We start from the raw sequence: 12,688 nt of genomic DNA on the forward strand, positions 1-12,688 counted from the left end.
AGGACAAGAGAGCACCAAGGCCCTGCTACTCCCGAGCGCCCGCGGTGCATGCAAAACTGGCCGATAACTCTGCGGCCAGCCCTGCATTACATGGGGAGAGTTGACCGTGCGAAGCGGTCAACCCCATAAGACCGAGCCAACAAAAAGGCTCGAAGTGAGGTTGTAACCCAGCGAGCGCGAAAAGAGCGAGCTTCTGCTCTGATGGTGCACAAGCAGTGAGGGGGAGGAAGGAGCCGCAGGAGCGAGTTTGGTATCCGATTTCAACCGCCAGGAGCGGTGGGAAAAAGAAATCGGAGGACAAGAGAGCGCCAAGGCCCTACCACCCCCGAACGTTCGCTGTGTATCCAAAGCTGGCCTATAGCTCTGCGGCCAGCTCAGCATTACATGGGGAGAGTCGACCGTGCGAAGCGGTCGGCCCCATAAGACCGAGCCAACCAAAAGGCTCGAGGTTAGTTTGTAACCCAGCGAGCGCGAAAAGAGCGAGCTGCTGCTCCGAAGGGGCACAAGCAGTGAGGGGGAGGAAGGAGCAGCAGGAGCGAGTTTGGCATCCGATTTCAACCGCCAGGAGCGGTGAAAAAAGAAATCGGAGGACAAGAGAGCACCAAGGCCCTGCCACCCCCGAGCGTCCGCTGTGCACCACCCAAAAAGGTTTTCGCTTTTTCGCAATTGGGTTACATCCCCAACTTCAAGCCACACACATTCATTTGAAAGGGGAGCATTCCCATGACTGATTCCATTACCTTTACTAATCCCATTCTGGAGCAGCGCGCTGATCCGTGGGTGTACCGTCATACGGACGGTTACTATTACTTCTCCGCATCCGTACCAGCCTTTGACCGGATTGAAATCCGGCGAGCAGAGACTTTGGAAGGGTTAAGAGATGCTGAGCCAGTAACGGCTTGGACGAAGCGTGACACGGGGCCGATGAGTGCCAACATCTGGGCACCGGAAATTCATTTTATCGATGGCAAATGGTACATACACTACGCTGCGGCTCACACCAGTGAGACCAACGAAGGCCTGTTTGATCACCGGATGTATGTTCTGGAGAACGATTCCGCGAATCCACTCGAAGGAGAGTGGGTAGAAAAGGGCCAGATTTATACTCGCTGGGAATCATTCGCGCTGGATGCAACAACCTTTGAACATAAGGGAATCCGCTATCTGGTCTGGGCACAGAAAGATCCTGATATTGTGGGCAACTCGAACCTGTACATTGCCGAAATGGAAAACCCGTGGACGATACGCGGCGAACAGGTCATGATCTCTACGCCGGAGTATGATTGGGAAATCATCGGCTTTAAAGTCAATGAAGGAGCAGCCGTGATGCATCGCAATGGACGATTCTTCATTGGATACTCGGCGAGCGCGACCGATTACAATTATTGTATGGGTCTGCTCACCGCAGATGAAGATGCCAACCTGCTTGATCCGGCGAGTTGGGTGAAATCACCCAAGCCGGTGTTCCAGACTTGTGAAGCGAACGGCCAATACGGTCCGGGCCATAACAGCTTTACGGTGTCACCGGATGGCAAGACCGATATCCTGATCTATCATGCGCGTAATTACAAAGATATCGAGGGTGATCCCTTGTATGATCCGAACCGTCATGCCCGCGCTCAAGTGATTCATTGGCGTGAAGATGGCACACCTGACTTCGGTGTTCCGGTACCGGATGGAAAAGCAGCAGCGGAAGCGAAATAAGAGGTAGTGTAACAGTGTAACCTTTCATACGAGAGCCCTTAGTTAGCGAGTAATGCTGATTGAGGGCTCTTCCGTATGTAAACGATAAGGAAGAGTGGTCTGCGTATCGATGTCTTGGATATAAACAAAGCAACCACAACGATATCTCTGCGTATGAGAAAGATACAGATTACGATGCAGAACCTATTAGGAGGATCACTTATGGATTCACGCGAAACATTGGACCAGGAACTTGAACAGATTTTGAAATGGGAGAAACAGCAGAAGGACTTGTTTATATGGGATAAAATCGGGCGTTTGCCCTTTGCGATGTTGGATAAAGTGATGCCTAAAACACTGAAACAAAAGATCGGAAATTCCCTGAACGACGTTGGTCAGTATGTACAGCATGGGGGCAAGTTCCTCGTACAGAAGAAAAAAGTAGCGAAGCTACTGCAAGAGGAAGCCGAGAAGTCCGGTTATTCCATGATGGACACGACCTATCGTCTGGAGCAGGATGCTGAAGCGGAGGGGACAGCGAAGATTCATAGTGTGGAGAATCTGCCACTTAAGGTACTGGACCAGGTGGCTGATAACATTACCGAGAGTCGAACGAAGTTTGCCGCGGCTCAGGGAGCAGCTACAGGTTTTGGTGGCATTGTAACCATTGCAGCAGATATTCCGATGGTGATGGGACTTTCCTTGAAGGTACTGCAAGAGATAGCTCTATGTTACGGGTATGATCCAGACGAACCGCTGGAGCGTATCTTTATTGTCAAATGTCTGCAATTCTCCTCTGCCGATATTGTGGGCAAGAAAGCGATCATCGAAGAACTGGCTGCTTACGACGATCCGGACAAGCCAATTGAGGTGGTATCGCAAATGCAGGGCTGGCGGGAAGTTTTTAACTCCTACAGTGAATCCTTTGGCTGGAAGAAGCTGTTCCAACTCGTTCCGATTGCCGGTATGGTATTCGGTTCGGTGAGCAACAAAAATACCATTCGAGATGTAGCCGAAGCAGGCAAAATGCTGTACAAAAAACGGCTGATCCTTCAGCGTTTGAAGTAATATTAGAGAAGAAGTAATATTACAGAAGAATACTTATATTGAAAGAGATGAATTTTACATGTTAAACAAACAGGGTTTCTATGATCTTTTAGATCGCAATAATATCGTTTACGAGAGTGTTGAACATCCCGCAGTATATACGATGGAGGAAATATTCTCTTATCAAATTCCACATACAGAACATATTGTTAAAAATCTATTTTTACGTGATGACAAGAAGCGTAACTATTATCTGGTGACGATTGCTGGAACGAAATCAGTTGATTTGAGAAATTTAAGCGAAAAGATACCCAGCCGCAAACTCAGTTTTGCCAGCGAAAAGGATTTGTTGGAATTCCTCGGATTGGAAAAAGGGCACGTCAATCCTATGGGGGTTCTCAATAATATTCAGAAAAACGTAACCGTAGTCTTTGACAAGGATCTGGTCGGTCAAAAAATCGGAATTCATCCCATGGAAAATACAGCGACGGTATTCCTTGAATTTGAAGATGTTAAGGAACTGATCACAGCTCAAGGTAGCAGCGTTGTCATGTGTGACGTGGAATAGAGCGCTTAAAGCTAAATACGAGAAAAACAAATATAACAAAAGGGTTCCTGCCGGTCTGTAAATACAGAGTCGGTGGGAACCCTTTTTTGTTATGGTTCAACTTTTTATTCAGGCTGCAAATGCAGGTTACTCTTTACTACCATTTTCTTTCGCCCAGATATTGAGTAATTTATCAGATGGAAGCAGGAACGTGAAGATCCCGAGCAGTGGCAGGAAGCTGCACATCTGCATTACCGGTGATACGCCGAAGACATCAATCCAGTTGCCCAGAACAAGTGCGCCTAGACCTCCCATACCAAAGGCCAGACCTGTGATGAGGCCAGAGACCGTTCCGATTTTGCCTGGAATCAGCATTTGTGCGTACACAACCGTAACGGAGAAGCTGGATAACATGATAAAACCAATAATGGTTAGCAGTACACCTGTCCAGAACAGATTCGCATAAGGCAATAAGAGTGCCAGCGGAGCAGCTCCGGCCATGGACAGGAAGATCAGGTTACGTTTGCCGAATCGATCCGCCAAGGGGCCTCCAAAGAACGTACCAAGTGCTCCGGCAGCCAGGAACAAGAAGATATAGATCTGCGCGTCCTCTGTGGACAATCCAAAGGTATCTTTCAGATTAAACGCATAGAAGCTGCCGATGGAAGCGATATACCAGGAACGAACAAAGACGAGCAAGATTAATATCGTAATGGCGGCAGTAATCTTTTTACGTAAAGCAGGATTGGGTGCACGGCGGGCAGCAGCCTGTCTACGCAGGTATCCTCCCGATTGCAGCATGCGTCCGTACCAACGGGCTATGTAGATTTGAACTGCAATCCCCATGGCAGCAATGCCTGTAAATCCAATAGCTCCGAATAGACCAAACGGGATAAAGATCCAGCGTGTAAGCAATGGGGCAAGGGATTGCCCAGCGTTACCACCAACCTGGAAGATGGACTGTGCCAGTCCACGGCGTTGACCAGCAGCCATGTGCGATACACGCGAACCTTCCGGATGGAAAGCAGCGGAACCCAGACCGACAAAAATAACGGAAATCAGGACAGCCATATAACTGTCAGCAAAGGCCAGCAGCAACATGCCGGTAAATGTAAAACCCATACCGATGGGCAGAATGGACGGCGTCGGTTTTTTATCTGCAAACCAGCCTACGACAGGCTGCATAATGGATGCGGTAAAATTGATAGCAAAAGAAATCCATCCGATCTGAGTATACGTGAGATGCATAGAGTCTTTCAGAATCGGAAAAATGGCTGGAATAACCGACTGGATCGAATCATTGAAGAGATGAACCAGACTGATGGCAATGAGTATCCGGTAAACGGTGCTTTGGGTATCCGATCCGGGTGGGGCTTTCGAACGCGCGGCGGCGTCCTTGGTTAATGTGGATTGCGTAGACATGTACAATTCTCCTTTGGTCGCGGTCACGAGGGATCAGCGCCTGATGTTGTAATCTATGCGTGTAAGCATATTGTTACATAATAGGATAGATTGATTGGACCGACAAGGGGAACACAAGAGAAATTTAATCGATTTAAGAGGGAAGTTACAGTGAGTATAGAGTTCGCCCAAGGGCATTCACATTTACAAAGAAGGATAGTGATTTAGCATCTAATGTAAAGGAACCCTATGTATACTTGATAAAGGAGGGGGACATTTGAAATTACTTTCACCCTATGTTCTTGCCAAACGTAACTTGGCGATGACCATTTTATTCATGTCAGTCATGACTTTCCTGGCTACTTATGTTGAGACATTACATCAAAAAAGTGAAAGAACTAAAGGACGATAAATCCATATGATCGCTAGTCGATCCAACTGCATAGATACACTGATTTTTATCATTTCAGGTTTATATTGAAAAAAGCCGAACTTCTTCAGATGTGAAGAGTTCGGCTTCTGTGCATTCTATGATTCGAATTAACGATTATCAATCGTCTCCGGATACATATCATGATTCATCATACGATGGTCGGCCATCTGCTCGTACTTTGTTCCCGGCTTTCCGTAGTTGGTATACGGGTCAATGGAAATACCGCCGCGCGGTGTGAATTTACCCCACACTTCGATGTAACGCGGGTCCATCAGCTTGATCAGGTCGTTCATGATGATATTCACACAGTCCTCGTGGAAATCACCATGGTTACGGAAGCTGAACAGGTACAGCTTGAGTGATTTGCTTTCGACCATTTTCACATCAGGAATATAGCTGATATAGATCGTCGCAAAGTCTGGCTGACCCGTAATCGGGCACAGGCTGGTGAACTCCGGGCAGTTGAATTTTACAAAATAATCGCGGTACGGATGTTTGTTATCAAAGCTCTCCAGAATGCCCGGATCATATTCAAACGTATATTTTACGTTCTGGTTGCCCAGCAACGTCACATCTTGCATCTCATCAGGTTGTCTCATCGGTTATTAAACGCTCCTTATCCCGTTCAAGCGCAAAGCTATCCGGTCTATATGATAGGCGATTATGCCTGTATAACTGGCTTCAATTTATCTTGATATTTTTTATCCTTTTTACACGCTCATCCATACTCTTCGGTACATCATGCCGCCCATTCCACCCATAGGGCCCATAATCGTTCACTTCACCCATACAGGCGAAGACTGCTCATCAAACGCCGCGTTTATTCCCCCATACCAGCGTATGCAGCTGAGGTAGCACACGAACGTCATTCAGATCGTCAGATGCACTGACTTGGTCGATCAGCCACTCATAGCGAGCAAGCAGTGAGGACGCCAGATCTGGCGTATCAGCGGAAGTGACATCCGGGTTCCCGGTTTGTAAAAATAAATCCGTGCCCGGATACCGTGCATGCACACGGCGGGCATAGTCCAGGTCTGTCTCATCGAAGATTACGATCTTCAGACTGTGACTTCGGTCTACCGGGCCAGCGGCCAGCCGTTCGATCAGATCATCCAGCACGGCCCAATCGGTGTCCATGCCGGAGCTGGGTGGCTTGGGCGAGACGGTGACTTCGTCAATGTCCGCCAGCCAAGGCTGCCAGCGGGATCCCTGTGTCTCCACCGCGGTGCGGATGCCGTTCCCCCGCAGCAGGGCAACCAATCCGCCCAGCGAAGCGAGCAGGGCGGGATTACCGCCGGAGATGGTGACATGGGAGAAACGCGTGCCGCCAACGCGGCGCAATTCTTCCCATACGTCCTCCGGCGTAATCCTCCGAATCTGGTCCTTGCCACTGCCGTCCCAGGTGAAGGCCGAGTCGCACCAGGAGCAGCGATAATCGCAGCCCGCGGTGCGAACAAACATCGTTTTTTGACCGATCACCATGCCTTCGCCTTGAACCGTCGGGCCAAAAATCTCCATCACAGGGATACGAGCCTCTTGGTTGCGTTCGCGAGACTGTCTCTGTTCTACAACACTACTCATCGATCATCCACTCCCGTCTGACTTCGGCGTAACTGGTTGGTGTCTCGAAGAGTCGGACAAACTCTGTCCGCCCGCCGTCAGTCAGTCCGGCATAGGGCTCCGTCTGTAGTGCATGTTCCATCTGTTCGAACAGCCAGACGACCATATTCTCGGCTGTTGTATTCATTAAAGGAAGTGTCTCGTTGAGGTACTGATGATCCAGATATCCCTCAATCTGAGTTTTCCATATATCTTTGATATGTCCAAAATCAACCGTCAGCCCGGTTTCACCCGGATAACCGCTGATGCCAAATATAACTTTATACGTATGACCGTGCAGGTTCTTACACTTGCCTTCATAACAATGCAGGTGATGTGCCGCGTCAAAAGTAAACTCTTTGCTGACCAGCACACGCTTGCGGTGATATCTCAGCTGTGTAGGCAGGATGTCCTCGTCAATTCGCTGCAGATGCTCTACAATACGGAATGTTCCCGGCTCTCTCATCGTACATCCACTCCCGTAGAACCAGCAGCAGTACGTTGCTGTACATAACGATCCAGTCCGGCTTTGCGCAGTTTGCAAGCAGGGCATTCTCCGCATCCATCGCCGATCACGCCGTTATAACAGGTCAGGGTACGCTCGCGTACATAATCGAAAGCACCGAGATCATCGGCCATCTTCCACGTCTGGGCTTTGTCCAGCCACATGAGCGGGGTGTGAATGACAAATGGATAGTCCATCGACAGGTTAAGCGTCACATTCATTGATTTCACAAATGAATCCCGGCAATCCGGGTATCCGCTGAAATCCGTCTCGCATACACCTGTAATCAGGTGACGTGCTCCTTTTTGCTTTGCCATAATGGCCGCAAAACTGAGGAACAACAGATTCCGTCCATCTACAAATGTACTTGGCAGTTCGCCTTCTTCATGGGCAATCTCCACATCTGTGCGAGTGAGCGCATTGGGTGCAAGCTGGTTTAACAGGCTCATATCCAGTACCGTTTGCTGTACGCCCAGATCGCGTGCAATCTCCGTTGCGCACTCAATCTCCAGCTTGTGACGCTGACCATAATCGAACGTAACGACCTCGACTTCGGCAAACTGTTGTTTGGCCCAGAACAGACACGTGGTACTATCCTGACCGCCGCTGAATACAACGACTGCTTTTTCATCGTTCAACATAAAAAAACCTCTCCATCTTCTTGAGATCAAACCATGCACATAGGCATAGCGTGTCGGAAGAACAGAGAAGTTCATGAACTGGCATCCATCAAAAAACACACCTTCTCGATAACCGCTTCAAAAAAGCAGGCAAGAGTAAGTGTCCTTAGTTTTTTACGTACATGATTGCATTGTGACTGCAACGTGTACGCAAGACTCTGACCATCGCATGGTCATGTCTTATAGAGGGAGTTCGCGAACCTCTCCCATGCCCTAGGCATGGATTTTCTTCTTCAATTGTCTGATCCATTATAACATGAAAACGCGTGGTGACCACCCACTGGAGCATAGTGGCAGCTAATCGGGCGGTTTCATCCTATAACAGCTTATTTGATCAGTACATTACCGAAAGGAATCACTTCTTTCAGAATTCGTTTGAACAGTCCCTCATCGTTGAGATCCTGTTCCAGTCGATGATTCTCCCGCCCAGCTTGGAAGAGTACCGAGCCATGTCCTGTCATCTTCCAATGATAGTTCATATGCTGACTGGCAAGGTTGTTACCATATACGGTGAGTTCCAGATGTGCATTTTCGGGATAGGCAATAATGCTGCCAGCATCCACATAGAGCGGGGCTGTCGGATGCAGTTCCTGCTGACAGACCTGGCCTTGTGTGAGCAATCCGATTTTACCTTTGCCGGAAAATTTCATTTTGACTGCATCGCGGGTGATCAGCATGTTTTTAATTTTCTGAATTTTGGTATGCATGGTTACACCATCAGAGTAGAAGAACAAGTGGCGGAAGTCATAGAGCAGATCGCTGTCCTCCGTGAGCTCCACTTCCTTCATGGTGAATCCGGGAGGCAGGGCAGCCACAAATTGGCAAGGTCCGGTAATTTCGGATTTAATCAGCTTTTTTTTGCGATATATACCCGTGATATTCATGAATTTATCATTACGACTACTACTTGGACCGCGGAAGGCCACAATTTGCTGCGGATGCAAAATATGAAGGCAGTCATCTTTAATCAGTGAGAATGTGACGACTTGTCCAGTTCCGCCTGCTTCAGCATGGTTCAGGTGTATGTTCATGCAGTTGCTCCTGTTCTTTTATACTCGGCCCGAACGGCGACGCATTCCCCAGCGCATCACGCGAATCAGAATAAAGTAACCTAATATGAGAGAAACGACAGTGATGATCATCGTCTGAATTCGTTTGCTGGCAGCCGCTTTGGCATTCTGGTCATCCTGCAATTTGCTTACCATTTCAGTAAGTTTCTGGTTCTGAGCCAGCAGCTGTTCGTTCTGGGTCTTGAATGCTTCGACATTGGCCTGGGCTTGTCCCAATTGGGCAGACGTTTGATTTAATTGTTCCATCGTTTGCTTATAACTTTCCTGCAGAGCGTTCACTTCTCCGGGCAGTTCGGAGACTCGCTCCCATCCGCTGTATATATCCGTGAAAATGTTGGCACTGGCTGCACTAACTGTGGAAGCTATTGAAACGGTAAATAGAATGCATGTGGTGAATAACACCCGAATGAAATAACCCTGAATGGATTTTGGCATCGTTAACACCTCTTTCTTCGGTAGATAATATAGATCGCCGAATTCGTCGTCTATTGTTGAAATACGGCTCTTACATTATACGTCAAAACCGGGACGACGGGTTCAAGATGATATCGTTTTATTACCCGAAATATTTAAAATTATTTATGAACAGAGCTGTTTAACTTATAAATCTATGGGGTAATAGAAAGATATGCAGCACACCGGACCGTTCTCGCACATTCTTTTACTTCAGTTCCGGGTGCATGCTATTCACAAATACGCAATTTAATGAACGATTCCAATATATCCGATTGAATATAAGATCGTGAACATGAAGGAGTAGAAACATATGTATACAGCAGATCAGGACACAGCAACCAAAACAATCATGATCACTGTTAACGGAGAGCCAGTGGGCCGTAAGCTGGTCATTGACAGTGTCACCTATGCTCCGGTTACCGAAGCAGATGATGTACAATATTTACACAAAATGGGAATCGATCATCCTACCGTTTAATTTGGGACTTGTCATAGAGAAGTGATTGAAAAGCTTGGCATAGTGCCAGGCTTTTTCGTCGTTTATTGTCGTATTGAGACGGATTTAGGGATGTAAAACTAATATATTGGAAAAATTTAATACGAACATGTGTTCCGTGACAATATAGTGTCCATTCACCCTGATAACTTAGAAGATAATACACATAAATCGGGGGAGAGACAACCAGTGAACTCAGTCTTTGAAGTATCTTATTCGTGGAATAAAGAGGCCATACCGACAGGGGGAGCCGACCCCGTATATATGATGGTTGAGTGGCGTAACGGTGCCCCTGCCAAAAGACTTAGGAAAATAGCACCCAAAATTGTATCAAGAGATTTGGAACTTTTGCTCAAACCGGAATTTGGAGTACAGCTAAAAGGCATCTATGGATGTCGTTCCAAAGAAACGGATATTGGCTGGGTACTGAGGCTTGGCGATATGTACAAGGGGGAAAGCAAACAAATTTTGCTTGAGTTTGTCATGGGACCCCGTGTATCCGGAAAAGCTGCCGTATGTTCAGCCTATTGGAGCACAAGGAAGTTGAAGCAAAGTCAACGCGTATTGTTACGAAGAGAACAGCTGTATATTCAGTACACCAGTCATCTGGGCATGTTGCGGCAGCCGGAAGATCCCAAGGTGGAGAAGACGATCAAATTAAGTGAAACCGTGCCACTGATCAAACAAGCCCTGCGCGCCTATGAAAGAGGCCGGGTTCAAGAGGGAAGTAATATGTTGCGTCGTCATGCAGATGCGCTGTTAATTGAAGCTGCGCGGAAGCAGGATCTGGACTATTACGCGGAAGCCGAGATCGTTGAAAAGCTGCGTTATCACTATGGGATCACGTTTACAACCGGATATCATGACCGTGAAAAAAAGATATTAGGGGAATAGGGTTGATTTCAGATGGTAACGGTTTAGAGAGAGTCTACATATTTGAAGGTGAAGTTTAGGAAAAGGTCGAATCTATGTATCAATATCATACTAAACAATGGATGGAGTTGTATCAAATTTATTGAAACGACATCGTGGAGGGTCCGGCAAAATGACAGACCGACTAATCCGATTAATGCGCATTATAACGCTGGTACAGGCCAAGCCGGGTATTCTGGCACGTGAGCTTGCCGAGCGGTGCGAGACAACGGAAAGGACGATATACCGCGACATGGAGGCCCTCAGTGCAATGCATATCCCGATCGCCAATATGGGACACGGGCAAGGGTACATGTTTATCAGCCATTTTGCCATGTATCCGCTAAATTGGTCTGATGAAGAAGCCCAAGCTTTCATGCATCTTGCTGAAGTTATGGAGAATATTCGTCCTTTGCTGAAACCTGCTTTTGAGAGCGCTTATGAGAAAGTGGTTGCTGCGAGTCAGAAAAACAAAACAGAACGAGTGGAATGGTCGGAGCAAATTAGTAGCTTGTTTAAACTGGGATTGCCTGCATGGCAAAATGAGAGAAACGATCCCCAGAATCAATCCCTAATTACCTTGCTTCAGGCCGGCATTTCACAGAACACTATTGAAGGGGAATATCTGTCTCAAGGTAAAAAAGGGATCGTACGCTTAGATCCTTACTGTCTTATCCCTCGTGATTACAGATTTGAGCTGTTAGCGTATTGTCACCTGTCGGAGAAAATGCGAATATTTCAGGTGAGTCGGCTGCAGAGGATACGGATATTGCTACGCACGTTTCGCAAAGAGGATTATCTGATACAATCGCACTTCCGCATTCCTTGGGCATACGAGGGAAGTACGGAGTGGACTGCGTTCAAAATTCGATTTGCACCCCATGCTGTGGAGCGTGTGACGCAGGAGCAATTCTTTATACGCCCCATCTTTACTATAGAACCGGAAGGCAGCCTGTTATTTGAAGCCATATTAAGTGATGTTGAGGAGATTCTCGTATGGGTGTCTAAATATGGACCTGATGCGGAAATCCTCGAACCTGAGATTTGCCGCATCATGATGAAAGAACGCCTGAACTGTTGGCAACAAATGTACGATAGAAGTTGAGATAAGAATGGAGTCTATCTTTAAAGCTAAGACACGAATAAAGACTGTGTCGTGGACGCCTATTCTTTGGTTTTGAAAAGGCTAGCCAGATTGCCAAAAGGTGATTCTTTCTCTTCGCCTTCTGTGGAGCTGGAATAGACGAGCTTGGATGCAATGCCCTCATCATCCGCTGCACAGTTGTTTTCCAGCGTGAATCGGTCAAATTGATGCATGAACACCTTGGCTGTGTTGATGGCATCATCCAAAGCACGGTGCTGGGTACCATCGAATTCGATTCCGCAGATTTCAAGAGCCTGCGCGAGTCCGAGTTGACGGAACTTGCCTTCTTTGTGAACTGTGCGGGACCATTGCTGCTGGAGATCGTTATGATTGGTGATCCAGGCCACGTCGAGCTGGTGGGTACGACAATGAGAGATCAGTTTGCTGCGGTCGTCGGGTCCCCAGGAACACATGTAATAGGATTCGCTTCCCATCCAGGCGATGAATTGATTCAGTGCTTCAGGAAAAAGAGGTGCTGCATCAATATCTTTCTGCGTGATACCTGTAAACTGAATCGTGTCGGTAGACAGCACGGATTTGTTGGAAGGACGAACATACGTATGGAATGTATCCGTAACGGCCAATCCATCAGCACTTTCCGTAACTTTGACGGCACCGATATCAATAATTTCAGATGAATAGCGAGTATTGCGACTTACTGTGAATTCAAGATCATATATGATATATGGCATAGGACAAGCTCCTTTATCGATTA

General features: G+C 47.4%; 14 protein-coding genes. 6 read left to right on the plus strand and 8 right to left on the minus strand.

Annotation, left to right across the window (positions count from 1 at the left end; translation table 11 throughout):
* Window positions 1–723: 723 nt before the first annotated feature.
* The 3 genes from AC1S8V_RS06230 to AC1S8V_RS06240 all read left to right on the plus strand — a co-directional run bounded on the left by AC1S8V_RS06230 (window position 724) and on the right by AC1S8V_RS06240 (window position 3,298).
* A complete protein-coding gene (locus tag AC1S8V_RS06230; RefSeq protein ID WP_482072889.1) occupies window positions 724–1,704 on the plus strand; it encodes a glycoside hydrolase family 43 protein in 981 nt (326 codons plus the stop codon).
* A gap of 201 nt (window positions 1,705–1,905) precedes the next feature.
* Window positions 1,906–2,751: an EcsC family protein gene (locus tag AC1S8V_RS06235; protein ID WP_482072890.1), complete on the plus strand. Its 846-nt coding sequence runs from the start codon at window positions 1,906–1,908 to the stop codon at window positions 2,749–2,751.
* A 58-nt stretch (window positions 2,752–2,809) separates the two neighbouring features.
* Complete coding sequence (locus tag AC1S8V_RS06240) at window positions 2,810–3,298, plus strand: prolyl-tRNA synthetase associated domain-containing protein (protein ID WP_482072891.1); 489 nt, start codon at window positions 2,810–2,812, stop codon at window positions 3,296–3,298.
* Window positions 3,299–3,424: 126 nt separating this feature from the next.
* Here the strand turns inward: AC1S8V_RS06240 and AC1S8V_RS06245 are convergent, their stop codons facing one another.
* The 7 genes from AC1S8V_RS06245 to AC1S8V_RS06275 form a co-directional block, all read right to left on the minus strand.
* Entirely contained in the window at window positions 3,425–4,699 is a 1,275-nt protein-coding gene (locus tag AC1S8V_RS06245) for an MFS transporter (protein ID WP_482072892.1), read from the minus strand.
* A 519-nt stretch (window positions 4,700–5,218) separates the two neighbouring features.
* On the minus strand, window positions 5,219–5,710 hold the full coding sequence (gene queF / locus AC1S8V_RS06250) for a preQ(1) synthase (RefSeq protein WP_076319044.1): 492 nt from the start codon (window positions 5,708–5,710) through the stop codon (window positions 5,219–5,221).
* A 208-nt stretch (window positions 5,711–5,918) separates the two neighbouring features.
* Complete coding sequence (gene queE / locus AC1S8V_RS06255) at window positions 5,919–6,692, minus strand: 7-carboxy-7-deazaguanine synthase QueE (RefSeq protein ID WP_482072893.1); 774 nt, start codon at window positions 6,690–6,692, stop codon at window positions 5,919–5,921.
* Window positions 6,685–7,176 carry a 6-carboxytetrahydropterin synthase QueD gene (gene queD, locus AC1S8V_RS06260; protein ID WP_482072894.1) on the minus strand — a complete coding sequence of 164 codons (492 nt, stop codon included), beginning with the start codon at window positions 7,174–7,176 and terminating at the stop codon, window positions 6,685–6,687. The genes queE and queD overlap by 8 nt, the downstream gene beginning before the upstream one ends.
* Window positions 7,173–7,853, minus strand: a complete 681-nt coding sequence (queC, locus tag AC1S8V_RS06265) for a 7-cyano-7-deazaguanine synthase QueC (protein WP_482074411.1) — start codon at window positions 7,851–7,853, stop codon at window positions 7,173–7,175. Before queC ends, queD begins: the two co-directional genes overlap by 4 nt.
* Window positions 7,854–8,221: 368 nt before the next feature.
* On the minus strand, window positions 8,222–8,926 hold the full coding sequence (locus tag AC1S8V_RS06270; RefSeq protein ID WP_482072895.1) for an AIM24 family protein: 705 nt from the start codon (window positions 8,924–8,926) through the stop codon (window positions 8,222–8,224).
* 18 nt (window positions 8,927–8,944) lie between these two features.
* A complete protein-coding gene (locus tag AC1S8V_RS06275; protein WP_482072896.1) occupies window positions 8,945–9,400 on the minus strand; it encodes a hypothetical protein in 456 nt (151 codons plus the stop codon).
* A 331-nt stretch (window positions 9,401–9,731) separates the two neighbouring features.
* Between AC1S8V_RS06275 and AC1S8V_RS06280 the strand changes: the two genes are divergently transcribed.
* The 3 genes from AC1S8V_RS06280 to AC1S8V_RS06290 all read left to right on the plus strand — a co-directional run bounded on the left by AC1S8V_RS06280 (window position 9,732) and on the right by AC1S8V_RS06290 (window position 11,934).
* A complete protein-coding gene (locus tag AC1S8V_RS06280; protein WP_482072897.1) occupies window positions 9,732–9,899 on the plus strand; it encodes a hypothetical protein in 168 nt (55 codons plus the stop codon).
* Window positions 9,900–10,106: 207 nt separating this feature from the next.
* On the plus strand, window positions 10,107–10,811 hold the full coding sequence (locus AC1S8V_RS06285; protein WP_145320700.1) for a hypothetical protein: 705 nt from the start codon (window positions 10,107–10,109) through the stop codon (window positions 10,809–10,811).
* Between the two features lie 151 nt (window positions 10,812–10,962).
* The gene (locus AC1S8V_RS06290; RefSeq protein WP_482072898.1) at window positions 10,963–11,934 is read left to right on the plus strand and encodes a helix-turn-helix transcriptional regulator; all 972 of its coding nucleotides are present in this window, start codon (window positions 10,963–10,965) and stop codon (window positions 11,932–11,934) included.
* Between the two features lie 59 nt (window positions 11,935–11,993).
* Here AC1S8V_RS06290 and AC1S8V_RS06295 read toward each other — a convergent pair whose 3' ends face one another.
* A complete protein-coding gene (locus AC1S8V_RS06295; RefSeq protein WP_482072899.1) occupies window positions 11,994–12,665 on the minus strand; it encodes a 3'-5' exonuclease in 672 nt (223 codons plus the stop codon).
* Window positions 12,666–12,688: the final 23 nt, after the last annotated feature.

It is taken from the genome of Paenibacillus sp. B46(2026), assembly GCF_056786355.1.